Source organism: Brevibacterium sp. Z349TD_9, assembly GCF_056173565.1.
This window is the reverse complement of the sequence record NZ_CM149680.1, coordinates 1804320-1825109: the sequence shown is the minus strand read 5'-3', so window position 1 is coordinate 1825109 and position 20790 is coordinate 1804320. Positions and strand designations below refer to the sequence as shown.

The following is a 20790-nucleotide window of genomic DNA, read 5'->3' as shown; positions in this document are numbered from 1 at the left end:
ACGCATGACGACCATCTTCATCTCCGGCTCCGGCACGTTCGGGGCCACCACAGCGGACGCGCTCACCGGCGACGGGCACACCATCGTCGGTGTCGCCTCCCCCGACGAGGCCCGGAGGGGCGGCACCGACCACCTCACCGCGTGGGCGACCCGCACCGGCACCCGCCGCGTCTCCCGCGACGTACTCAGACCCGAAGACGTACCCGAACGCACCGACCTCATCGTCACCGCCCACTCCCACGCGTTCATCGGCACCCGCACCCGAGCACGCGCCGCCCAGGCCGTCGGCTACCACCCGTCCCTGCTCCCCCTCCACCGGGGACGCGACGCCGTGAAATGGCAGGCGCGCATGCACGAACGCGTCGTCGGCGGCACCATCTACCACCTCACCAACCGCGTCGACGGCGGCCCCATCGCCTACCAGAAGCACATCGTCGTCGAACCCGGCCTCACCGCGTCCCAACTGTGGCGCGTCCACCTGTTCCCCCTCGGCATCGACCTCATCCGGCAGGCCGCGAACAACGCAGCGCACGGAGACCTACCCCGCTACCCGCAGGACGACGCCCTCGCCACCTGGGAACCGTCGTTCGACTCGAAGCCGCTCTACCGGCCCGAACTACTGGAGATTGAACCGTGAACCCGAACACCCAGCACGAAGCACGCACCGCCGTCGCCGAGGCCGCCGCGTCCGTCCTCTCCGCGTTCCGTCTCCTCGCCCTGCACGGTGCGTCGTTCACCGCGTACCCGGGGCACGAGGAGGCGTCGGACAGTCTCGGGCGCGCCCTCACCGAGGTCAACGAGGCAGTGCGCGCCCTCGTCGACCCGCCGGAATACCTCGACCGGATGCCCGAACTCAGCAGGCCGGTGGCGGACACGTCCCGAGTCTCGAAGGGCGTGATCGGGGGGCAGCCGTGAACCCGGGGAACCGCACCCGCGTCAGCGTCGGCTTCGCGTTCTCCGCGTACCGGCGGATCGAGGGGCTGCCCAACGCTCACCCGCAGTCTCAGTACCGCGGCGTGGACTACGAGGTGACTGCGAGCGTTACCGGGCACGTGGTCGATCCCGGCCTCGTGGCGGACTACGCGGAGTTCGACCCCGTCGGAAAGTACATCGACGACAACCTCGACCGCCGGATTCTCAACCAAGTGCTCGACTTCAACCCGACGCCGGAACTCCTCGCCGCGCATCTCCTTGAGGCCGTCATCGACCAGCTCGCGAAGTCCGGTGTCGGCCACATCGGCAACGTGGCGGTCACCGTGTCGGAGTTCGGCGGCAGGTCCGCGACCGTCGACCGCGACATCGACTACGCCAGCCCAGCGTACTGGTAGGCCGCCGGAAAGTTCCTCGCGATCTGGGCGGATACCGCTGGCTTCACACCCCGCAAGGGTAGTAGAATTAAGGTGTTGAAGGGGACACCGGAGGGTGAAACTGGAAACCCGCCCCGCAACAGCGGGACGGGCCAACCGGGAAAGGAACCTGAGAATGATCGACTCATTCCTTTCCTGCCTAGACATCCTAAGCAAGGGAGTCGCCGTCGTCCAGGTCGTCATCTGGACCACGGGCCTCACCGCCCGGATGTTGAAGCGCAAGGCTTGCGACGGCAAGCGGTGCACCAACTGCGCTGACTAGGTAGGGGTGCCGGGGTCGGACGCGGCCCCGGCACCTGCTACCAGACCAGGAGACGACCATGAACCTCATCTTCAAGGCGGCAATCGGCGTCGGGATCATCGGCATGATAGTCGGCACGCTCGGCATCATCCTCTCCCCCGCCGACCCCGGCCCCTTCGTCACCACCGTCATCGTCAACGGCGGCGCAGTCGCCGCCGCCACCTACCTGCTCACCCGAGGAGAGAAGGCCCATGACCACGACTGACGCACCGTACCAGCCCACACTGCCGAGGAACGCCAGGCCACCCCGCAGCCTGTCGCTGGCCGAGCTGGAAGAGCAGATCAACACCGAAATGGCGAGGCACCCGAACGGGTCACGATACGCCGACCTGCTACTTGAGGAGTTCGGCCGGCGATGACCACCAAGCACGCCTGCAGCGGCGGAGACGAAGTTGCCGTGTCCTGGGACGAGGGCCTTGTCCTCCACGAGGGAGACGACGAATGGCACTTGTGGGACACGGAGGTCTACGGACCCCTGCCCGGCGGCGCACGGACAGACGATGACTGAACCGGTCCGTTACCTATCCACGACGGAGTTCGCGCAGCGGCTCGGCCTCAAGGACCGCAGCAGCCTCGCGAAGAACCTCCCCGAACCCGACGCCTACATCGGCACCACACGCGGGTGGCTACCCGAGACCGTCGACCGGTACGACCGGGAACGCCCCGGCCACGGCGGGAGACCACCCAAACGGCAGTAGGACACGGGACGCGTCCCACTCGGGAGGCCAGGAACCACGATCATGGTTCCTGGCTTCCCCTGTGCCCGAAGGAGACACGCATGGCCCCGCTGCCCGACCCGGAACCACCCACAGTCGACGACCTCGCCTATCTCGCGGAACTCTCCGCCCCCGTCGAGACGCTGGCCACCCGCATGTCCCGGACACCGACGTTCCTGGAGAACACGGTCCGCCGCGCCTCCGACATTCGCCAGCGCACCCCGAAGGAACGCATCAACGCTCAGGCGTGGTGATCGCGCGCCCCGCCGCGGTGTTTCACTATAACGTGCCATACTTGCTAGGTAGCGAATGGCCGAACCGTGTGGGGTGGACGTGGCAGCGAAACTCAGGCAACCCGAAACAGCAACCATGGCGTGCCCGGCGTGCACCCGCACCCGGTACCACGTCATCGACCGTTCCTGCCCCATCTGCGCCGGAACCGGCACCCTGCGCCTTGGTGCCCCGGCCCTCGCCTACTACCCGCCGGAGACCGTCGCCCACGCCGTGAGCATGGCCCTCGAATCGTTGGCACGCACCATCACCACGACCACCGACCTCTCCGCGGACCGGAGACGGTTGCTCACCGCCGAGCTGGGCAAGCTCGGGCAGGCCGGACTCATCGACACACCCGCGGCACCAGTCGCCCCGCTCCCCCGCACACTCACATCCGAGGAACTGGCCGAGCACGCCACCGGACAGCAACTGTCCCTGTTCGACATTCGCGTCTCCGACACCGGCGTCCGCGCGTTCGAGTACCACGCCGACGACCGGCCCCGCGCCCGTGGCCTCCCCGTCCTCTCCGCCTCCGGGCACCCGTCGAACGTCGCGATGATCTGCGACCCCGCCGACCCGTTCGGCGACACCCGCACCGACCACATGAGACAGAAGCTCACACACCGACAGGCCACCGTCCTCCGGGAAGCCGCGAACGACGCCGCACGCCGCCGGGCAAGGAGGCGGATCAGTGCCTAAGACCGCGAACGTCAACGAACAGTCCCGGGCGATCAAGGCCCTCAACCTCCGCGCCCAGGGAGCCACCTACGACCAGATCGCCGAACGCCTCGGGTACTCCAACCGCGGCGGCGCGCACAAGGCCGTGGCCCGGCTGCTGCGTGGCCGTGAGGCCGAGGGCGTCGACGAACTCCGCGCCCAGGGACAGGCCCGATACGAGACGGTGATCCGGGAGATGGGTCTGCTCCTGTCCGAACGCAAACAGGTCACCGAGGTCACCGACACCGGTGTGGAGACGAAGGTCGTGCCCGTCCACGACAACGCCTCACGCACCGCAGCCGCACGCGCGATCATCCGCGCCCAGGACTCCCTCAACCGACTGTTCGGACTCAACATGGAACAACCCTCGTCGGTGTCGAACCACCAGGTGCTCATCGTCGAGGCCGAGGTGCTGTCGAACAACATGGCGCAGAACCTCCTCGACCAGCCGCAGCTCATCGAACTCGGTGAGATTGTGGACGTGGTGGTCGATGACGATTGACCGCCACCGTCGCTGACACCCTTCCCGCCTCGGTCACCCACGAACCGTTCGTCCCGACCGAGAAGCAACGCCTCGCCCTCGCCTACGACGTAGACGAACTCCTGTTCGGAGGAAGTGCTGGGGGCGGAAAAACTGACGTGCTCATCGCCGCCGGGCTGCGACTGTGCAAGACCGTCGACGGGGCGACCGCGCTCCTGCTGCGCCGCACCCACGGTGAGCTGCACGAAATCAAGAACCGCATCCAGGTCCGGGAACCGTCCGCTCACTTCAACAAGACCGAGGGCATCTTCTACTTCGGCAATGGGTCCGAACTCCACCTCGGGCACGCCCTCTACGACGACGACGTGCTCAAGTGGCAGGGTGCGGAACTCCAGCTCCTCCTCGTCGACGAGCTGACCCACTTCACGCGGTGGCAGTACACGTTCCTGCTGTCGCGTCTGCGTGCCACCGGCGGTGTGAAGCGACGCATGGACGAACTCGGGTTGAAGCCGCGCGCCATGGCCTCGGCGAATCCCGGCGGTGTCGGCCACGCGTGGGTGAAGAACCGGTTCATTGAACCGGCCCCCGCGTTCACCCGGTTCCGCACCCAGCACGGTTCGGTGCGCGTCTACGTGCCGTCTCGACTCACCGACAACCCGCACATCAACGAGGCCGACTACCTCAAGCAGCTCAAGAACCTCGACCCGGTGATGCGTCGGGCGATGATCGACGGGGACTGGGACATTCTCCTCGGGTCGGTGCGGTTCCCGCAGTGGCGGCGGCACCTCCACGTCGTCACCCCGGAGGAGTACCCGCTCGACATTCTCGAACACCCGCGCGCCGTCGGCGTCGACTACGGTGTCGCTGACCCGTTCGCCGCGGTGTGGGGTGCCCTCATGCCCGACGGCACCGTCGTCATCTACCGGGAGACCGGGGGCACGGACAAGACGGCGGCGGAGCAGGCGGCGATCATCAAGGGCCTCGAAGCCGAGGGTGAGCGGACACCGACCCGCCCGGTCCCGGTCAACGCGGACCGGTCGATGTGGAACCGCACGGGACGGTCCGGGGCGAAGCTCCCGTCGGGTGACGACCGGCCCGACAAGGGGTCCATCGCCTATGACTACTTCCAGGAGTTCGGGGGTGCGCTGCGGAAGTCGAACTCGGACCGGCGTGCCGGGTGGGCGTTGATCGACGCGCTGCTGCGGCCCCGGGAGTGCGACGGGTCGTGCGGTGTCGAGGACTGTGAAGGGCATCCCCGGCTCGTTGTCTACGACTCGTGTGTCAACGTCATCCGTGACCTCGCGTCCCTCCCCCGGTCGAAACGTGACCCGGAGGACGCGGAGACGAAGAACGTGGACGACCACTATCCGGATGCTCTGCGCTATATGGTGATGGACCTGGTCAACCAGCCGAAGCGGCGCACGCAACCGGCCCCGGAGCAGGGCCGCCGCCCGGCGGCGAAACCGGTCACGGCGGGGCTGCGGAACCGCGGGTTCTGATTCTCACCCCGGGAGTGGCTTTCCCATCCGGGTATGTGTTAGCGTATAACCACAGGGCAAGGGAACGACCCGAGGCCCACCACCGGAAGGACCGACATGGACACCACGCAGAAGCTCGAAGCCGAACTCGCCGCCGCAACCCCCGGAACCCCGGAAGCGTGGGCACTGCGCAACGAACTCAACCGCCGCCCGGCACTCGACACCAGCCTCGTCGCCAAGGTCTCCCAGGTCATCTCCGACACCCGAGAACTCAACTCCGGTGCCTCCGCCGCAATCCACGGCGACCACTTCCACCAGGGCACCGCCAAGGGCCTCATCACCCGCCAGATCACGAAGCTCCGCAAGGCGATCCGCCCCTCCGACCGCGCAGCCTACGTCGACGCCGCCGAGGCCCGGCTCGCGAACCGCGACCGGAACTACTTCGGCGACGCCTACCCCGCGGTCGCCCGGTTCACCCCCGCCGCCGTCGAGAGCGTCCGCGACCGCCTCACCGCCTGACCACCACCCACCCTCGGCGGGGCCGCCCGGCCCCGCCCCACCCCCAAGGAGACGAAGAACAATGACCGCGCCGAAGTACCCCCACGTCGAGATTGAACTGTCCGGGCAGGACGGCAACGCGTTCTCGATGATCGCCCGAACCGCCAGGGGCCTCCGCGCCGCCCTCGTCGACGCCGACGAAATCAACGAGTTCCGCGAGGAAGCCACGTCCGGCGACTACGACAACGTGCTCGCCACCATCGCGAAGTGGGTGACCGTCGTATGAACCCGCACCCCACCAAGCCCGGCCAGGCAGTCCGCAGGCGCGTCGACGGGACGCCGGGAGTCACCACGACCGCGCCCGACAGACTCACGAACCGCATCGCCGTGATGTTCGTCGGCGGCGTGTCACCGACGATGGTCGGTGTGGAACAGCTCCGTGTGGTCTCGACACTGGAGGTCGGCGCGCAGCGCGCAGCCGACGAAGCGCACGAGGACGGGCTGACCGTCGCGCGCCGCGTGTCCCAGTGGCACATCGGTGACCCGTCGTGGGCCAACCGACTCGTCGAGGCATACCTGCGCCCGGACGAGGCGCAGGCCGTACTTGAGGAGGACATGAAGTGAGCGACAGGCACATGCACGTCGTGAACATCAGCGGCCACGATGGAGTGCGCAGCGTCGGGTTCGTCCTCACCCGGGAGCGCGCGATCACCCTCCACGCGACCGTGGCCCTGCTGAGCCGACTCGCACCTCCGGGGGTGGAGGTCACGGCGGTCGCGGTGGAGAACCCGGCCCCGGGGGCCGAGTGGATGCTCGACGAGGTGAGGGTGGTGTCGGATCGGGAGTTCGGCGAGTGCGTCGCGGAGGCTGTCGGTCTCGTCGACGGCGACTGATTCTTTCCCGTCCCCGGTTGCTTTGCGGTCCGAACCAGTGTTACCCTATAACTACAGGGTACGGATAGGCCAAGACCCCCGCACGGCAGGAGCCGCACATGGACCTCACGAAGATGATCCAGAACCGAATCTACCGGGCCACACTGGAAGCACCCAGCATGGACAGCAACCAGCTCATCTTCGCCCTCGAATCCACCACCGCCCAGATCACCCGCATCAGCATGGAAGACACCACGGAGGACGAAGTCGCCGCGGAACTCTACCTCAACGAGCAGCTGCGCCTCATCTACCGGAGCGAACTCAACAACCGGCTCACCCGCGTCGGCTGACCGGCCACACACCACCTAGTCCCCGGCCCCTCCCGGGCCGGGGCACCCACCACCTCACCAAGGAGACCACCATGGCACACGAACTCGACACCACCGACGGCATCACCTCATTCGCAGCACGCGAGGACGCCTGGCACCGCCTCGGCACCACCGTCGGCGAAGCGATGAACGCCGAGCAGGCACTCGAACTCGCACACCTCGCAGACTGGAACGTCCGCAAGCTCCCCCTCACCGCCACCGAACCCGTCGTCACCGACACCGGCGTCACCGAACTGCAGATCGAGGTGCCCGACCGGTTCGCAACCGTCCGCACCAACCCCATCAACGGTCGCCCCGAAACCCTTGGCGTCGTCGGCAACCAGTACGTGCCCGTGCAGAACGAGGACAACGTCGAACTCCTCAACGCCCTCGTCGACCAGTCCGGTGCCCACTTCGAGACCGCCGGGGCACTGCGCGGAGGCCGCGAAGTGTTCGTGACCATGCAGATGCCCGACCACATCAAGGTCGGCGGCGTCGACCCCGTGTCGCTGAACCTCGCAGCCCTGAACTCCCACGACGGGTCGTCCGCGTTCCGGTTCCTCGTCACCCCCGTCCGCATCGTGTGCGCCAACACCCAGTCCGCGGCCCTGTCCGCCGCGAAGTCGTCCTTCTCCGCCCGGCACACCCGCAACATCCGCCAGGTCGTCACGCAGGCCCGGGAAGCCCTCGACCTCACATTCGAGTACGTCGAAGCGTTCGAGGCCGAGGCCGAGCGGATGATCCAGACCGAGATGACCAACCGGGAGTTCGAGAACCTGGTCGACACCCTCTGGGCGACCCCCGCCGACGACGACGAGTCCACGAAGAAGGCGTCCAAGCAGTCCCTGGCCCGGAAGATCACACTCATGGACCTGTTCACCGACTCGTACACGAACAAGGAGATTCGCGGCACCCGGTGGGCCGGATACCAGGCGGTCACCGAGTACGTCGACCACTTCGCCCCCGTCCACGCGAAGGGCGGCGACAACCGCGACGTGCGCGCCGTGCGCGCCCTCTCCGCCGACGCCGACGCCCTCAAGCGTCGCGCGTTCCGACTCACCACCGTGTGAGAACCCGATGACCGGGTGCGGTCGGGAGAGGAAGCCCACCGCACCCACCCGGGAGGAGCCGACGCAATCCGGCGTCGGCTCCTCCCCCACCACCGCTTAAAGTGTCCTTGTGGGCACCCCCAAACCAACCAGGAGACACGCCATGCGCACGATCAGGACCGCCGTCGCGGTCGCAGCGGTAGCCGCACTGACCCTCACCGGCTGCACCGGCAACACCCCCGCACCGACCGCCTCAACGGCACCCGCGGCCACGAGCACCCCCACCGCCGAGGAGACACCCCTCACCGACGAGGAGGCAGCCAACGCCACCGACGCCCCCGCGGACGCCGCCGGGGTGAAGGAGATGACGGGCAACGGCGACGAACTGTTCGCGTTCGGCGACCGCGTCCGCGACCCGGAGACCGGCATCATCGTGAGCGTGAAGTCCCTCGGACCGCAACCGGTCAGCAGCATCGCCGCCACCGACGCCGACGAAGCCTACGTGTTCGAGGCGACCATCGAAGTCCCGGACGGGTCACCGTTCAACGCGGACGCCGCATCCGTGCAAGTCGCCGACGCAGCCGGAGTCGCCGAGGTGGTCGTCGACGGCGACAACGACTGGCCCATCGTCCCCGACTTCGGAACCATCGAGGGCGGCGACTCGAAGACTGTCACCCTCGCATACGCAATCAGCGACCCCTCCTGGGTGCAGTTCGGGATCGTGCCGAGCTTCGCACCGACGACGATGTACTTCACCGGCGAGAACCTGTGACCGACCGCCGTGTACCCGCAGACGAGACCGCAGTTGACCGCGCGGACGCTGCGCCGAGCGATCAGCGACCTGCGTGACGAACCCACGTGGAAGGACCGCCCCGGGTTCATCGCCCTGTGGGGTGCGTGCCTCGACGTGGTCAACGCCGACGACACCGTGTTCGCTCTCGCACCGGTAGAGGTGCGCTCAGCGGCCCGGCAGGTGTGCGCCCACTGCGAGAACGCCGTCGACCTCATTGAGACGAACGGTCGCCGTGACCTCCTCGACGCGCACAAGACGCGCGCGATCAAGCTCGGGAGGACCGTGCTCAAGTACCTCGGAAACGCGTGATCCCACCCGCTCACGGCCCTCGTCCCACACAGTCCGGGACGGGGGCCGCACCATGTGCGCATGAGCGTCGCACACCCCGAAATCGGTTACCCCGGCAACATGGAACAGGCGTGGGGGTACCCGTTCACGCCGACCCCGTACCGGTTCACCCCGAAACCCCCGGAGCACACCTGGGACTTGGAGTACCCGGCGAACCTCGCCGTGTACTCGCAGATGCGCCGCTCGGACGGGCAGATCGGCTCCCTGCTGCGCGCGATCCGGCTCCCCCTGCAGCAGGCCGCGTGGACCCTCGACGACACCGGGTGCGACCCGAACGTGGTGCGGTTCGTCCGGTCCGAACTCGGGCTGCCCGTCCCCGGCGAACCCCGGCAGCGGAAGCGACGCAACGGCATCGTGTGGACACACCACCTCCGGGACGCCCTGCTCATGCTCCCCTTCGGCCACATGTTCTTCGAGCAGGTGTACGCGTACCGGCCCGACGACAACCGGTTCCACCTCCGCAAGCTCGCACCCCGCATCCCGACCACGATTGAGGAGATTCTGCTCGCCAGAGACGGCGGCCTCGTCGGCATCCGGCAGGCCGCACCCGACGGAACGTTCACGATGGTCAACGGTGAAGCCAACCCTGGCGTGTTCATCCCCGTCAACCGTCTCGTCGCCTACGTCCTCGACCAGGAGGGCGCGGACTGGACCGGAAACTCGATCCTCCGCACCGCCTACAAGCACTGGCTGATCCGCGACCAGATCATGCGCGTCGACGCACAGTCCGTCGAACGCAACGGCATGGGCATCCCCGTCATGCCCTACGACCCGGAGACGCCGGGGGCGAAGGAGGAGGCCGAGCGCATCGTGTCCGAGATGCGTGCCGGTGAGTCCGCTGGTGTCGTCTACCCCGCCGGTGAAGGGCTGGGCGGGTTCCAGCTCATCGGCGTCAGCGGGGCCACGGTCGACGCGATCCCCCGCATGGAGTACCACGACCAGCAGATCAGCCGATCCGCGCTCGCGATGTTCCTCGACCTCGGCCACGACACCGGTGCCCGGTCCCTGGGCGAGACGTTCCGGGACTTCTTCACCGACGCGCTGCAGGCCGTCGGCGACGACATTGCCGAGGTCGCCACCGAGCACATCATCCGTGACCTCGTCGAGGTGAACTGGGGGTCCGACGAACCCTACCCGGTGCTGACCCCGGGCCGCCTCAAGGACCAGCAGGGCATCGTCGCCGACTCGCTGGCCACGCTCGCGAACTCCGGCATCATCACCCCGGACGCCGATACGGAGAACTACGTGCGATCCCGTATGGGTCTGCCCGTGAAGGCGAAGGACGCGCCCCGTCTCGCCCCGGTGCAGCCGTCCCAGTCGTTCGTGGCGTCCGAGTCCCCGTCGTCGAACGCGTTGGACCGGTTGGAGGCGATCACCGCGCGCATGGCCGCCCTTCACGGGGACCGGTGATGTGCCGGGAGTGTGACCTCCTCGTCGACGAGGCGGAACGGATTGTCCTGCTCGCCGAGGCCGAGCGCATCCTCATCCTCGCCGAGTCGGACCGGGGTGTGAACATCCCGGACGCACGCCGCCCCCTGTTCGCGCACGAGGTGCGTGCCGGGGTCCGGTTCGGTGACATGAACGACGCGCTCGCGCAGGGCGAACGCCTCAACGCCGCCCACGTGTCGAAGGCCGCCGACGCCCTCGTCGACGAACTCCTCCGGTACGTGCCCGACGGCACCACCGCTGCCGACGCCGCGGGGATCATCGCGCAGCTCGTCGTGAAGCCGCCCGAGACGGTGCAGAACATCCTCGACCAGCTCACGGGGCAGGTCGCCGAAGTCCTCGCGTCACTGCGCGTGTACGGGCACGACTCGGTGGTGGAGGAGGCGAACCGGCAGGGAGTGGAGTTCACCGGGTTCGCCGGTGACTCGTACCTCAAGCGTGCCCTGTCCAAGGCGACCGGTGCGGCTGCGGGTGTTGCGGCGTCCCTGTGGACGACGATCACCGGTCGCGCGAACGCCGCGGTGACGAACACCTACGACGTGGCTCGGCCAGCGGTCAGGAAGGACGTGCTCGACCCCGGGTTGAAAGGCACTCTCGACCTCGCCCGGCAGGCCACCCACGACCAGCAGAACGAGGGCCGCCGGGACGGTGCCGCCGAGGCCCCGGAGCCACCGGCACGCATCTATGCTGGGGAACTCCTCGACGGGAGCACCTGCCCGAGGTGCGAGGACATTGACGGGTACGAGTTCGCCGACGAGGAGGAGGCCGAACGTTGGTACCCGGCTGGCGGACCCATGCGGTACTGCCTCGGCGGGAACCGGTGTCGGGGCACCCTCATCTACGACTGGTCCGACCTCGGTGAACCGTTCGACGGCGGCGTCGACAAGGAACGGCCACCGCGGCTGCCGCTGACCCCGGACGCCGACAGCCTCCCCACCGGGCTGCCGCCGGTGCCGCCTCCCGACGGTTTCAAGTCCCGGGGGCTGCCCGACGACGCGGACGAGGCAACTCGGACGCAGTTCAAGGACTTCGCCGCGATGGAGAAGCACCTGACCCGGGAGAACATGGCGGTCTTCTGGGGTGGGGCCTCGGTCGGCAGGACCGCGCGCGGCGGACACCGCCCGGACTCGGAGGCCAAGGGGAAGACGCTCCTCCCGAAGGACCGCAACTGGACCAGGGAGGGGTTCGAGGACGCGATCCGGCTCACCCTCGCGGACCCCGACGTGATCGAGAAGCCCTCGAAGAACGCGACCTCGCTGGTGGCGTGGAGGGTCATCAACGGCGTCCAGTTCAAGGTGGAAGTCCTCGCGAAGGAGGTGACCGGAGGGCGCGAAGGCAAGCGGAAGGGCAGTGTCCTCCACGCGTACCCGGTCAGCGGTATCGGCGTGGTCCGCGTCGACAAGGACGGCAAGCGGCATTCGGTGCCGCTGTACGACCCGCCCAAGCGCAAGAACAACGTGTTATACTATCACACTAGGAAAGGAGACGGGTCGTGACGAACGACGAACTCGCCGAGGCGTTGCGCACAGCCGCCTCGGCCAACGACGTGACCGAAGACTGGGACACCGTTGAGCTGAACGCTCAAAGCGACCAGGGTTCGGTGTTCTTCGTGCTCCAGGCCCTCGCCGACGACCCGCTCACCGTGCCCCCAGAGTTGAAGGCCGAGGTCATGAACTGGGAGGGCTGGGGCGACGAGTTCTGGTACGAGGTCGACGGCGTCCGCGCCAGCATCGAATCGAACTGGGTCTCCGCCTCCCCCACCTGACCAATCCCCGCGCCCACGATGTGGGCATGACTGAGAACACACTCCCGCCCGTCGGCGTCTCCATCACCGTCCCGTTCACCGGCTACGTCTCCACCGTCAAGGACGGTCTCGTGACACTGCGGCTGCGCAACGGCGACACCCTCCAAGTCCGCGAACCCGTCTGGTCGTTCGCGCTCCCCGACTGGCTCCCCGCCCGGTTCGGCGACCTCATCGAGTCCTCCGGCGACGAAGCCACCCGGTACCTGTACATCGGCAACGACCTATGGGTGAACTCGGACACCGGACAGGCGGGGAAGCTCACCGCCGACGAAATCTCCCGGTGCAGACTCCTCACCCGATCCAACTGAACCGACACGCGGCCCGTCCCACTACCCCGGGATGGGCCGCTTCACTCTGTGCGCATGGCGTACACAACTATCAAGGACGTGCTCCTGCTGCGCACGGGCACCTGGAACGCGAGCATCGGCGGCAACCTGCCCGTCACCGCTGGCGACCTCCAGGCAATGGCGGACGCGGCTGCCGACACGGACCTGGACCCAGCAGTCATCAAGATCGGCCACCTCGACAACCGGTTCCCCGCGGCGAACGAGGACGGTGAACCCGCCTACGGGCAGGTCGCGAACCTCCACCTCACCGAGGACGGGCAGGGCATCCGCGGCGACCTCATCAACGTGCCCGTCGAACTCGCGGAGAAGATGCCCTCCGCGTACCCGCACCGGTCCGTCGAAATTCGGTCGAACGTCGCCCTCAAGGACGCGGCTGGCGCAATCGTGAAGAAGTTCAAGCGCGTCATCACCGCCGTCGCCCTCCTCGGCGCAACCCCACCCGCGGTGAAGGGACTCGGCAACGTCCACGCCGCCCTGTCCCACGGCGACGAAATCGACGATGAGGGCGACGGGTACGTCGTCCACTTCAAGCTCGGCGCACCGCTGACCGCGGAGCAGACCCGGCAGGCCCTGGAGGCCGCAATCGGTGGTGCCGGTGCCGTCGTCGACTTCACCGACCGCCTGTTCTGGTTCAAGCAGGCCACCCCCTCCCCCGACGGCGGGGCGGCGACGCGGTACTTCCAGCAGGCGTACACGGAGACCGACGGGCAGGTCGTCCTCTCCGGTGAGCGGGTCGAGGTCGAACCGTCGGCGACGGTCGGCTACATCCCGAAGTCCGCGGGTGCAGCACCCGCAAGCGACACGCCACCCGTCCCACCCGTCGCGGATCAGCCCACCCAGTCTTATGCCGAACCACCTACTACCGAAAGGACAGGCGACATGGCAACGCTCGCTGACCTGTTCTCCACCCTGGGGCTGGAAGTCCCCGAGGACGAGGACTACGCCGCAATCGAACTCCCCGACTCCGCAATCGACGCCCTCACGACCGCGTTCGAGGAGGCCAAGAAGGCCCCCGCCGGTGAGGAGGCACCCCCTGCCGGTCTCTCCGAAGCACCGACCGGCAGCGTCGTCGTCTCCGAGGCCGCGTTCTCGGAGATGACGGCCCAGAACGCGCAAATGGCGACCCGGCTCCGGCAGATCGAGGACGAGCGTGACGCGAAGCGTCGCGACGACGCAATCGAGGCCGCGCTCTCCCAGGGCCGCCTCCACCCCGACGAGGTCGACGCGTGGCGCAAGGCCCTCGACGACTCGGAGGGTCCGACGATGACGCTCCTGTCGGCGCGCACCCCCGTCGTCCCCGTCGAGGAGCTGGGCAGCTCCCACGCCCCGGCAGCCGCATCGTTCGCCGAGGCACAGGAGAAGGCCCTCGACGACTTCGAGGACGCAATCTTCGGCACTACCGGAAAGGACGCCTGACCATGGTTCAGTCTCTCCACTACTTCAAGCCCGGCCAGGACGTGACCAGCGTCGCCAACGAGGACGTGACCGGTGCCCGGTTCGTGACCCTCGGTGCTGGCGGCACCTACAACGTCCCCCACGTCGCGCACTCCGCCGCGGGTGACCTCACGTTCGGTGTGTCCGCACGTGACGCGAAGAAGGGCGAGGAATTCCTCACCCACACGGGCGGCATCGTCCCCGTCACCGCCGGTGCGTCGCTGACCGCCGGTTCCACCGTCGCCGCTGGCGCAGACGGCAAGGCGGTCCCCTCCGCCGAAGGTGCCGTCGCCCGTGGCCTTGTCCTCGCGGATGCCGCAGCCAATGAGCTGGCATCCGTCCACATGCTCTGAAAGGGATCACGACATGCCCAACATCGGTTTCTTCCCGCCCAAGATCGACCCGGCGAACGCGAACCTGGAAGCCCTGATCGCGAACCCGACCCGCCTTGAGCGCAAGCTTCGCGAAATCAACAAGGACCAGTTCATCGTCGACTACCTGTTCAGCCAGTCCCCGGCGAACGGCGGCGCGGTGATCTTCGACCGCACCGACCAGGATCTGTACCTGGACCGTGAGGCGCAGGCTATCGACGACGGTGCCGAGTTCCCGAAGCTCACCTCCGAGGACGTGAAGTCGGAACTCGCGATGGTCAAGCGGTACGGCGGTGAGGTCGATCTGACCTTCAAGGCCGTGCAGCGCAACGACACCGCCGCGTACCGTCGCAAGGTCGGCCAGCTCGCGAACACGGTTCTCCGGAAGTCGAACCTCATCGCGGTCGCCGCGCTCAACCGTGACGAGGACATTCCGAACCTCGTGGTCAGCACCCAGTGGACCAGCACCTCCGCCGACCCGCTCATCAACCTCGCCCAGGCGCAGTCGATGATCGACGACTCGGATATGGGGTACGTGTCCGACACGGTCCTCATCAACCCCCAGGACTCCCTGACCCTGCGCACCCGCAAGGACATTCGGGACGCCCTGCCGCGCGAGAACGCCGACCTCAACCCGGTCCTCACCCGCGACCTCGCGGGACTCCTCGACATGCAGTACATCAAGTCGAAGTTCGTCCCGAAGGGAACCGTGTGGGTGACCTCGAAGCAGAACATCGGCACGTTCGCGGACGAGGACGGCGGCGTCAAGGCCGACACCTACGAGGAGAAGAACCGGCACGTTCACGTCCTGCAGGCGTGGCGCACGTTCGTCCCCGTCGTCACCGACCCGCTGGCCGCCGTGAAGATCACGGGGGTGAGCTGACATGGCTACGACCCGTCGCACCAACTCGCCTCGGCAGAAGCCGCAGGCGGACCCGGCAGAGGCACCGCTGACGCCGGAGGAGACGCCGGACGTGGCGGTCGCAACGGAGCCGGAGACGGCTGACGAGGAAGCCGTTGAGAACGCCACGATCACCGACGCGGAGGCGAAGGCAACCGCGGAGGAAAGCGACGACCGGGTCGCACCGGAACCGGTCGTCGGCCCCGGCACCCGCAAGGCCACCGTGATCGTGGCCGGATTCTCCTACCCGGAGGGTGACATCACCGTCACCGCGGTCAAGGGCGACACCATCACCGTCGCCCCCGAGGTGTACGAGCGCGGCATCGCGCTCGGTGCCCTCGCCTGACCGGACAACTCAACGCCCGGCCCCCGTGGTACCAACCGCGAGGGCCGGGCGTTGCACGATTCTGAGGAGACAAGCATGGCCGACGTGGCCGAGGAACGATACTCCGAGTTCGGCGTCAGCGTCCGCGACGTGCTGCAACTCGTCGACACCGTCTCAGTCGCAATCGGAGACACAGGCCGGGACCAGCACGGCAAGGAAGTCCGCAAGGGCACCGTGTACCTCAACGACCGGCAGGTGCAGGAGTGGATCACCGACGTGGCGAACCGGCTCAAGACCCGGATCACCGCATTCCACCGGATTCGGGAGGACTCGCGCCTGTACCGCCGGGTCGCCGTCGCCGGGCACGACCTCGTCGCGAACGGGGCCGCGTCCTACCTCTACGCCGCAGCCGCACCGGAGAAGGCGGAGCAGACCGACACCACGTCGTATGCGGAGGTGCTGTGGCGGCGGTTCCTCACCGGACTCGACGAACTCGTGGAGGCGTTCGAGGACTGGGTGAAGGAGAACCCCGACGACCTCGAACCCGAACCGGGGATGCTCAGCCGCCTCCCCGGGTCCGGGCGGTTCCCGGCCCCGTTCTTCCGCGACCGAATGCAGTGGTGAGCGATGACAGTCCTATCGGTCAAGGTCGACGGCGAGGAGAAGATCAAGCTCCAGTTCCGTCGCCTCCACAACGCGATAGCCGACCCGCGGCCCGTGTACGAAGAGGCCGCGAACTGGTTCCAGCGCGAGCAGAAGAAACAGTTCGCGTCCGAGGGCGGCGAGTACCCACCGAAGTGGGCCGCCCTGTCCCCCGGCTACGCGGCCCGGAAAATGGCGGCGGTCGGGCGTAAACCGATCCTCGAATACTCCGGTGACCTCGTGCGGTCGCTGACGAAGCGACCGTTCGCCGTCGAGGTCATCACCCAGCGTGCTGCAACGTTCGGAACCGACGTGCCCTATGCGATCTTCCACCAGCGGGGAACCGCGTTCATGCCAGCCCGGCCCCCACTACTGAGGGCGAACAACAAGTCCCAGCGCGGCCTCCAACGCATCATCCAGGCCGCCCTCGCGAAGGAATGGAAGTGAACCCATGATCGGTGCACACGGTGTGATCCGGGCGGTCGGCGACCGCCTGAACGAAGCCCTCCCCGGCAAGGTCGACGCGATCCGGGAACGGCACGGCTACTCCGAGTGGGAACTCCCCGACCCTGCCCCCGCACTGCCGTACATGCCGGAAATCACGACCATCGGTGACTTCCCGGCGATCCTCGTGACCTACCAGGAAATGCAGCAGGAGGACTCGACGCTGACGACACCTGAGTCGGGTGCGTTCACGGAGATGTACGTGTTCGTGTACCAGGTCGAGGTGTACGTCATCTGCCGGTCGGACTCGTATGAGTCGACGGAGGTGCAGACGGAAATCATGGAGTCCGCGGTGCGGGAGACGATCCTGCAGCGCAAGGACATCTCCCCCGACACCCTCGCCGACGGTGAGTCCATCGTCATCAACCCGGTCAAGGTCGCCTCCCAACCGTCCGACGTGGTCCCCGACGGGTCGTCCCGGTTCGTCGGTGCCGTGGTGGTGAACTTCCCGGTCAAGGTCAACGAAGCCGTCGAGTCTCCGTTCGCGAGCCGAGGCGTCGCCGAGTCGATCCCAGTCCACCCGGCGTTGCAGTGATGCCGACACGCCACCCGTCCCACCCGGGAACGATCCGCCCGGTCACTGTAAGCGCATGAGCCGCTACAGAAACACCACATCCCAGCCGCTCGTGTTCGACACCGCCGGTCACCTGATCGACGCGTTTGGCGTGGCGGAGGTGAACCCGGGCGACCGGCGTTCGGCACGCCTGATTCAGGCGCGTCGACTCGTCCTGGTTCCCGATCCCGTCGAGTTCATCGAACCCGTCGTCCCGGAACCGGCCCCCGAACCGGCCCCGGAGCCGACGCCGGAACCGGCCACCGAACCCGAGCAGGCGGACGCCCCCGAGCCAGCCCCCGAATCCACGTCGCGCAAGTCGCGCACCCGAACCACTCAGAAGGAGGAGTGAACCATGAGCCGAATCGGCGTTCACGTCACCACCAGCAGCCAGGCCGGACGCTCGAACTCGGGCGTCACCTCGGGCCGGTTCTTCGTTGCCGGACTCACCGAGCGAGGCCCGGCATTCAAGCCCACCGTCATCCGTTCCATCGCGAACTTCGAGTCCGTGTTCGGTGGCCGCACCGCCTACAACTCGCCCCTCTACGACGCCCTGCGCACGTTCTGGGAGGAGGGCGGTTCGGAGGCCGTCGTCGTCCGCGCCACCGGCTCCGGTGCCACCAGCGGCACCCTGGCACTCACCGACGACACGGGAACGCCCATCGTCACCCTTGAGGCGTACAGCCCCGGCGCGTGGTCCGAACAGCTCGGCGTCACCGTCGAGACCATCGCCGCCACCGACTTCGCCCCGGCGCGCACGAAGGTCACCCTCACCGGCCCGGCGGGGAACGAGACCTACACGTACGCGACCGCGGGTGAAGCCGTTCGCGCGATCAACTCCCGGTCCGTGTACGTCAAGGCCAACCTGACCGGAGACGCCGAGGGAACCCTCGCCGCGAACGACGGCGCGGCCCTCTCCGCAGGCGACGACAAGCGCAGCACCATCGTCGGCACCGACCTCATCGGTGCCCTCGACAACGCCGGAACCGACTGGGGTACCGGTTCGGTTGCGGTCCCCGGCTACCCCGCCGACATTGTCGGCGCGGGACTCCTCCAGCACGCCGCCGACAACAACCGTGTCGCGCTCATGGCCGCCGACGCCAGCGCGTCCGAGGCCGACGTGGTCGGAATCGCCGCGGAACTCACCGCGACCCCGCTCGCCGAGTACGGTGCCCTACTCTACCCGCACATCGTCGTCCCCGACGGCACCGCGCGCCGCACCGCACCCCCGGAAGGGTACGCAGCCGCGAAGCGTGCGCTCGTCCACAACCGGGTCGGCGCATGGCGTGCTCCCGCCGGTGACATCTCCACCGCCGAGTGGGTGCTCGACACCGTCACCCCCGTCGGAACGGCCCTCAACGACCGTCTCGCCGAAGCCAACGTGTCCGGGATCATCAACACCAACGGACGCATCCGCCTCTACGGCTGGTGGTCGCTGTCGGCGGACGCCGAGGCGTTCGAGATGCTGACCGCACGCGACATGCTCAACTCCCTCGCGGTGCTGTGCGCCGACGTGCTCGACCCGTTCGTGTTCGAGGAAATCGACGGACGCAACATCCTCACCTCCCGCATCGAGTCGGCACTCGTCGGTGTCCTCGACCCCATCGCCCTCGCGAACGGGTTCTTCCCGATGCGCGACGCCGAGGGCAACGAGGTCGACCCCGGCTACCGGGTGGTCGTCGACGGAACCCTCAACACACCGGAGTCCATGTCCGCCAACAAGATCGTGGCTCGCGTGTCCGTGCGCCTGTCCCCGACCGCCAACCTCATCGAACTGGAAATCGTCAAGGTTCCGTTCACGGCGAGCGTCTGAGAATAGGAAGGAAGAACCATGGCACAAGGCAAGGCAGCAGCCGCCCGTCAGTTCCTCTGCAACGTCACGGCTGGCCCGGTGCCGGTCGTCGACCCGTTCGCGTCCATGTCGGGCGGCGCGGTGGAGGCCGAGACGAACCCCGTGTGGGAGGGCGGAGCGTCCTACCCGGACATGCTCGGCGGCCCCGCAACGACGGGCGATCTGGAACTCACCCGCCCGTACCGGCCCACCCGCGACCAGCCGATCATCGACGCCCTGCAGAAGGTCGTCGGGTCGGGTGTGTTCACGGTGACGAAGCAGCCGACGGATGCGGACTTCATGAAGGTCGGGAAGCCGACCACCTACCCCGAGTGCGTGCTCAAGGCGGTCACCCCGCCCGAGCCTGACGCGTCGTCGGGTGAGGGAGCCACCTGGTCGATCACGCTCGCGCCGACGCGACCGGTCTGACACCTCAGGTTCCGGCATCGTCTCCATGCCGGTCCGGTTCCCGACCGCCCACACTCTCGGGGGCCGGGCATTCGGGTGGGACGCGACACTGCGCGCGTCCCACCCGCGTGTTTTCATCCCACGCATCGTTGCCACAGACCCGCAGATCGCGGGTTCTCCACTCACACAAGGAGACAGCAATGGTGGACCTTTCCAAGCTCGACGACTACAGCGACACCGACGAGCTTTCAGACAGCATCTACGGCGACGACTCGGTGGGCACGGGCGTCGTCACCATCTCCGAAACGTCGATCCTCGACAAGCTCAAGGCGAGCATCGAGGAGGCGGAGAAGGACACCGTGAACTACCCGGTTCCCGAGGGCCGGTTCCCGAAGCTCGGCGCATCCGTCGAGCTGGAGTTCTCGAAGAACATCACCACGCAGGAACTCAACCGGTTCCAGAAGGCTGCGAAGGCGAAGCGACGCGGCGACGAGGTCGACGCGGGTAAGGCGTCGGCTCTGATCCTCGCCGCGAAGTCCGTGGCCGTGTGGATCGGCGGGAAGCAGCTCGTCGACGACGACGGGGAGCCGATCACCCTCCGGTCGGAGGAAATGCTCTCGATCACCGGTTCGCACACCGCAGCGGACGGGGTGCGCAGGCTCCTCGGCGACGGTGGCACCACGTCCATGTCGGACTCCCTCATCGGTGACGCCGGGTTCGGTGACTCCGTCGACGACGCGGGAAACCCTACCTCTCGCGCCTAGCGGGAATCCTCCAGGGACGGCACGAGGTGCGCATGGCGGCGCAGATAGGGGCGGAGTTCCGCATGGACCCCGTGGCCGTCCTGGAGGAGCGCGATGAGTTCAGGACCGCGATTCGTGTGGCGGCCCTGCAGTTCAACGCACGGCAGCGCGAGCAGCAGATGAAAGAAGCCCGTAAGGGCAAATAGCCCGAAAGGTAGGC

General features: G+C 67.7%; 35 protein-coding genes. All 35 read left to right on the top strand.

Features of this window, described 5'->3' with window-relative positions; genetic code table 11:
- The first annotated feature begins 4 nt into the window (after positions 1-4).
- The 35 genes from AC0VYB_RS08355 to AC0VYB_RS08185 all read left to right on the top strand — a co-directional run bounded on the left by AC0VYB_RS08355 (position 5) and on the right by AC0VYB_RS08185 (position 20776).
- On the top strand, positions 5-637 hold the full coding sequence (locus AC0VYB_RS08355; RefSeq protein ID WP_475385172.1) for a formyltransferase family protein: 633 nt from the start codon (positions 5-7) through the stop codon (positions 635-637).
- Positions 634-915: a hypothetical protein gene (locus AC0VYB_RS08350; RefSeq protein ID WP_475385171.1), complete on the top strand. Its 282-nt coding sequence runs from the start codon at positions 634-636 to the stop codon at positions 913-915. The genes AC0VYB_RS08355 and AC0VYB_RS08350 overlap by 4 nt, the downstream gene beginning before the upstream one ends.
- Positions 912-1328: a 6-pyruvoyl trahydropterin synthase family protein gene (locus AC0VYB_RS08345; RefSeq protein WP_475385170.1), complete on the top strand. Its 417-nt coding sequence runs from the start codon at positions 912-914 to the stop codon at positions 1326-1328. Before AC0VYB_RS08350 ends, AC0VYB_RS08345 begins: the two co-directional genes overlap by 4 nt.
- Before the next feature lie 359 nt (positions 1329-1687).
- Positions 1688-1873, top strand: coding sequence for a hypothetical protein (locus AC0VYB_RS08340; protein ID WP_475385169.1), 186 nt, complete (start codon positions 1688-1690; stop codon positions 1871-1873).
- Positions 1860-2027, top strand: a complete 168-nt coding sequence (locus AC0VYB_RS08335) for a hypothetical protein (RefSeq protein ID WP_475385168.1) — start codon at positions 1860-1862, stop codon at positions 2025-2027. The genes AC0VYB_RS08340 and AC0VYB_RS08335 overlap by 14 nt, the downstream gene beginning before the upstream one ends.
- On the top strand, positions 2024-2176 hold the full coding sequence (locus AC0VYB_RS08330; RefSeq protein ID WP_475385167.1) for a hypothetical protein: 153 nt from the start codon (positions 2024-2026) through the stop codon (positions 2174-2176). Before AC0VYB_RS08335 ends, AC0VYB_RS08330 begins: the two co-directional genes overlap by 4 nt.
- Complete coding sequence (locus AC0VYB_RS08325; RefSeq protein WP_475385166.1) at positions 2169-2366, top strand: transcriptional regulator; 198 nt, start codon at positions 2169-2171, stop codon at positions 2364-2366. Before AC0VYB_RS08330 ends, AC0VYB_RS08325 begins: the two co-directional genes overlap by 8 nt.
- A gap of 80 nt (positions 2367-2446) precedes the next feature.
- Positions 2447-2638 (top strand): hypothetical protein, encoded by a 192-nt coding sequence (locus tag AC0VYB_RS08320; RefSeq protein WP_475385165.1) that lies wholly within the window; start codon positions 2447-2449, stop codon positions 2636-2638.
- A gap of 79 nt (positions 2639-2717) precedes the next feature.
- Positions 2718-3356 (top strand): hypothetical protein, encoded by a 639-nt coding sequence (locus tag AC0VYB_RS08315; RefSeq protein ID WP_475385164.1) that lies wholly within the window; start codon positions 2718-2720, stop codon positions 3354-3356.
- A complete protein-coding gene (locus AC0VYB_RS08310; protein ID WP_475385163.1) occupies positions 3349-3876 on the top strand; it encodes a helix-turn-helix domain-containing protein in 528 nt (175 codons plus the stop codon). Before AC0VYB_RS08315 ends, AC0VYB_RS08310 begins: the two co-directional genes overlap by 8 nt.
- Positions 3873-5354, top strand: a complete 1482-nt coding sequence (locus AC0VYB_RS08305; RefSeq protein WP_475385162.1) for a terminase large subunit domain-containing protein — start codon at positions 3873-3875, stop codon at positions 5352-5354. The genes AC0VYB_RS08310 and AC0VYB_RS08305 overlap by 4 nt, the downstream gene beginning before the upstream one ends.
- A 96-nt stretch (positions 5355-5450) precedes the next feature.
- Positions 5451-5852, top strand: a complete 402-nt coding sequence (locus AC0VYB_RS08300; protein WP_475385161.1) for a hypothetical protein — start codon at positions 5451-5453, stop codon at positions 5850-5852.
- A gap of 61 nt (positions 5853-5913) precedes the next feature.
- Complete coding sequence (locus AC0VYB_RS08295) at positions 5914-6117, top strand: hypothetical protein (protein ID WP_475385160.1); 204 nt, start codon at positions 5914-5916, stop codon at positions 6115-6117.
- Entirely contained in the window at positions 6114-6455 is a 342-nt protein-coding gene (locus AC0VYB_RS08290) for a hypothetical protein (RefSeq protein WP_475385159.1), read from the top strand. The genes AC0VYB_RS08295 and AC0VYB_RS08290 overlap by 4 nt, the downstream gene beginning before the upstream one ends.
- Positions 6452-6724, top strand: a complete 273-nt coding sequence (locus AC0VYB_RS08285) for a hypothetical protein (RefSeq protein WP_475385158.1) — start codon at positions 6452-6454, stop codon at positions 6722-6724. Before AC0VYB_RS08290 ends, AC0VYB_RS08285 begins: the two co-directional genes overlap by 4 nt.
- Positions 6725-6822: 98 nt before the next feature.
- Positions 6823-7053: a hypothetical protein gene (locus tag AC0VYB_RS08280; RefSeq protein WP_475385157.1), complete on the top strand. Its 231-nt coding sequence runs from the start codon at positions 6823-6825 to the stop codon at positions 7051-7053.
- Between the two features lie 71 nt (positions 7054-7124).
- Positions 7125-8141 carry a DUF932 domain-containing protein gene (locus tag AC0VYB_RS08275; RefSeq protein ID WP_475385156.1) on the top strand — a complete coding sequence of 339 codons (1017 nt, stop codon included), beginning with the start codon at positions 7125-7127 and terminating at the stop codon, positions 8139-8141.
- A 142-nt stretch (positions 8142-8283) separates the two neighbouring features.
- Positions 8284-8892: a hypothetical protein gene (locus AC0VYB_RS08270; protein ID WP_475385155.1), complete on the top strand. Its 609-nt coding sequence runs from the start codon at positions 8284-8286 to the stop codon at positions 8890-8892.
- Positions 8893-8925: 33 nt separating this feature from the next.
- The gene (locus AC0VYB_RS08265) at positions 8926-9222 is read left to right on the top strand and encodes a hypothetical protein (protein WP_475385154.1); all 297 of its coding nucleotides are present in this window, start codon (positions 8926-8928) and stop codon (positions 9220-9222) included.
- 60 nt (positions 9223-9282) lie between these two features.
- On the top strand, positions 9283-10671 hold the full coding sequence (locus AC0VYB_RS08260) for a phage portal protein family protein (protein ID WP_475385153.1): 1389 nt from the start codon (positions 9283-9285) through the stop codon (positions 10669-10671).
- Positions 10671-12203, top strand: coding sequence for a hypothetical protein (locus tag AC0VYB_RS08255; RefSeq protein ID WP_475385152.1), 1533 nt, complete (start codon positions 10671-10673; stop codon positions 12201-12203). Before AC0VYB_RS08260 ends, AC0VYB_RS08255 begins: the two co-directional genes overlap by 1 nt.
- Positions 12200-12472 (top strand): hypothetical protein, encoded by a 273-nt coding sequence (locus tag AC0VYB_RS08250; protein ID WP_475385151.1) that lies wholly within the window; start codon positions 12200-12202, stop codon positions 12470-12472. Before AC0VYB_RS08255 ends, AC0VYB_RS08250 begins: the two co-directional genes overlap by 4 nt.
- Before the next feature lie 26 nt (positions 12473-12498).
- Positions 12499-12819, top strand: coding sequence for a hypothetical protein (locus AC0VYB_RS08245; RefSeq protein ID WP_475385150.1), 321 nt, complete (start codon positions 12499-12501; stop codon positions 12817-12819).
- Positions 12820-12873: 54 nt separating this feature from the next.
- Positions 12874-14274: a phage protease gene (locus AC0VYB_RS08240; protein ID WP_475385149.1), complete on the top strand. Its 1401-nt coding sequence runs from the start codon at positions 12874-12876 to the stop codon at positions 14272-14274.
- A 2-nt stretch (positions 14275-14276) separates the two neighbouring features.
- Positions 14277-14645, top strand: a complete 369-nt coding sequence (locus AC0VYB_RS08235) for a capsid cement protein (RefSeq protein WP_475385148.1) — start codon at positions 14277-14279, stop codon at positions 14643-14645.
- Between the two features lie 13 nt (positions 14646-14658).
- Complete coding sequence (locus AC0VYB_RS08230) at positions 14659-15546, top strand: major capsid protein (RefSeq protein WP_475385147.1); 888 nt, start codon at positions 14659-14661, stop codon at positions 15544-15546.
- Position 15547: 1 nt separating this feature from the next.
- The gene (locus AC0VYB_RS08225; RefSeq protein WP_475385146.1) at positions 15548-15910 is read left to right on the top strand and encodes a hypothetical protein; all 363 of its coding nucleotides are present in this window, start codon (positions 15548-15550) and stop codon (positions 15908-15910) included.
- 75 nt (positions 15911-15985) lie between these two features.
- Positions 15986-16513 (top strand): hypothetical protein, encoded by a 528-nt coding sequence (locus AC0VYB_RS08220; protein ID WP_475385145.1) that lies wholly within the window; start codon positions 15986-15988, stop codon positions 16511-16513.
- A gap of 3 nt (positions 16514-16516) precedes the next feature.
- Positions 16517-16978, top strand: coding sequence for a phage virion morphogenesis family protein (locus tag AC0VYB_RS08215; RefSeq protein ID WP_475385144.1), 462 nt, complete (start codon positions 16517-16519; stop codon positions 16976-16978).
- A 4-nt stretch (positions 16979-16982) separates the two neighbouring features.
- Entirely contained in the window at positions 16983-17570 is a 588-nt protein-coding gene (locus AC0VYB_RS08210; protein ID WP_475385143.1) for a hypothetical protein, read from the top strand.
- A 55-nt stretch (positions 17571-17625) separates the two neighbouring features.
- Positions 17626-17940, top strand: coding sequence for a hypothetical protein (locus AC0VYB_RS08205; RefSeq protein WP_475385142.1), 315 nt, complete (start codon positions 17626-17628; stop codon positions 17938-17940).
- Positions 17941-17943: 3 nt separating this feature from the next.
- On the top strand, positions 17944-19401 hold the full coding sequence (locus AC0VYB_RS08200) for a hypothetical protein (protein ID WP_475385141.1): 1458 nt from the start codon (positions 17944-17946) through the stop codon (positions 19399-19401).
- Between the two features lie 18 nt (positions 19402-19419).
- Positions 19420-19848, top strand: a complete 429-nt coding sequence (locus AC0VYB_RS08195) for a hypothetical protein (protein ID WP_475385140.1) — start codon at positions 19420-19422, stop codon at positions 19846-19848.
- A gap of 179 nt (positions 19849-20027) precedes the next feature.
- Positions 20028-20591, top strand: a complete 564-nt coding sequence (locus AC0VYB_RS08190) for a hypothetical protein (protein ID WP_475385139.1) — start codon at positions 20028-20030, stop codon at positions 20589-20591.
- A gap of 32 nt (positions 20592-20623) precedes the next feature.
- Positions 20624-20776 carry a hypothetical protein gene (locus tag AC0VYB_RS08185; protein ID WP_475385138.1) on the top strand — a complete coding sequence of 51 codons (153 nt, stop codon included), beginning with the start codon at positions 20624-20626 and terminating at the stop codon, positions 20774-20776.
- Positions 20777-20790: the final 14 nt, after the last annotated feature.

Bases quoted from the DNA above. Each gene is read 5' to 3' on its own strand.
- AC0VYB_RS08355 (WP_475385172.1), top strand. From the start codon at position 5: ATGACGACCATCTTCATCTCCGGCTCCGGCACGTTCGGGGCCACCACA.
- AC0VYB_RS08340 (WP_475385169.1), top strand. From the start codon at position 1,688: ATGAACCTCATCTTCAAGGCGGCAATCGGCGTCGGGATCATCGGCATG.
- AC0VYB_RS08335 (WP_475385168.1), top strand. From the start codon at position 1,860: ATGACCACGACTGACGCACCGTACCAGCCCACACTGCCGAGGAACGCC.
- AC0VYB_RS08330 (WP_475385167.1), top strand. From the start codon at position 2,024: ATGACCACCAAGCACGCCTGCAGCGGCGGAGACGAAGTTGCCGTGTCC.
- AC0VYB_RS08325 (WP_475385166.1), top strand. From the start codon at position 2,169: ATGACTGAACCGGTCCGTTACCTATCCACGACGGAGTTCGCGCAGCGG.
- AC0VYB_RS08320 (WP_475385165.1), top strand. From the start codon at position 2,447: ATGGCCCCGCTGCCCGACCCGGAACCACCCACAGTCGACGACCTCGCC.
- AC0VYB_RS08300 (WP_475385161.1), top strand. From the start codon at position 5,451: ATGGACACCACGCAGAAGCTCGAAGCCGAACTCGCCGCCGCAACCCCC.
- AC0VYB_RS08295 (WP_475385160.1), top strand. From the start codon at position 5,914: ATGACCGCGCCGAAGTACCCCCACGTCGAGATTGAACTGTCCGGGCAG.
- AC0VYB_RS08290 (WP_475385159.1), top strand. From the start codon at position 6,114: ATGAACCCGCACCCCACCAAGCCCGGCCAGGCAGTCCGCAGGCGCGTC.
- AC0VYB_RS08280 (WP_475385157.1), top strand. From the start codon at position 6,823: ATGGACCTCACGAAGATGATCCAGAACCGAATCTACCGGGCCACACTG.
- AC0VYB_RS08275 (WP_475385156.1), top strand. From the start codon at position 7,125: ATGGCACACGAACTCGACACCACCGACGGCATCACCTCATTCGCAGCA.
- AC0VYB_RS08270 (WP_475385155.1), top strand. From the start codon at position 8,284: ATGCGCACGATCAGGACCGCCGTCGCGGTCGCAGCGGTAGCCGCACTG.
- AC0VYB_RS08260 (WP_475385153.1), top strand. From the start codon at position 9,283: ATGAGCGTCGCACACCCCGAAATCGGTTACCCCGGCAACATGGAACAG.
- AC0VYB_RS08255 (WP_475385152.1), top strand. From the start codon at position 10,671: ATGTGCCGGGAGTGTGACCTCCTCGTCGACGAGGCGGAACGGATTGTC.
- AC0VYB_RS08245 (WP_475385150.1), top strand. From the start codon at position 12,499: ATGACTGAGAACACACTCCCGCCCGTCGGCGTCTCCATCACCGTCCCG.
- AC0VYB_RS08240 (WP_475385149.1), top strand. From the start codon at position 12,874: ATGGCGTACACAACTATCAAGGACGTGCTCCTGCTGCGCACGGGCACC.
- AC0VYB_RS08235 (WP_475385148.1), top strand. From the start codon at position 14,277: ATGGTTCAGTCTCTCCACTACTTCAAGCCCGGCCAGGACGTGACCAGC.
- AC0VYB_RS08230 (WP_475385147.1), top strand. From the start codon at position 14,659: ATGCCCAACATCGGTTTCTTCCCGCCCAAGATCGACCCGGCGAACGCG.
- AC0VYB_RS08225 (WP_475385146.1), top strand. From the start codon at position 15,548: ATGGCTACGACCCGTCGCACCAACTCGCCTCGGCAGAAGCCGCAGGCG.
- AC0VYB_RS08220 (WP_475385145.1), top strand. From the start codon at position 15,986: ATGGCCGACGTGGCCGAGGAACGATACTCCGAGTTCGGCGTCAGCGTC.
- AC0VYB_RS08215 (WP_475385144.1), top strand. From the start codon at position 16,517: ATGACAGTCCTATCGGTCAAGGTCGACGGCGAGGAGAAGATCAAGCTC.
- AC0VYB_RS08210 (WP_475385143.1), top strand. From the start codon at position 16,983: ATGATCGGTGCACACGGTGTGATCCGGGCGGTCGGCGACCGCCTGAAC.
- AC0VYB_RS08205 (WP_475385142.1), top strand. From the start codon at position 17,626: ATGAGCCGCTACAGAAACACCACATCCCAGCCGCTCGTGTTCGACACC.
- AC0VYB_RS08200 (WP_475385141.1), top strand. From the start codon at position 17,944: ATGAGCCGAATCGGCGTTCACGTCACCACCAGCAGCCAGGCCGGACGC.
- AC0VYB_RS08195 (WP_475385140.1), top strand. From the start codon at position 19,420: ATGGCACAAGGCAAGGCAGCAGCCGCCCGTCAGTTCCTCTGCAACGTC.
- AC0VYB_RS08190 (WP_475385139.1), top strand. From the start codon at position 20,028: ATGGTGGACCTTTCCAAGCTCGACGACTACAGCGACACCGACGAGCTT.
- AC0VYB_RS08185 (WP_475385138.1), top strand. From the start codon at position 20,624: ATGGCGGCGCAGATAGGGGCGGAGTTCCGCATGGACCCCGTGGCCGTC.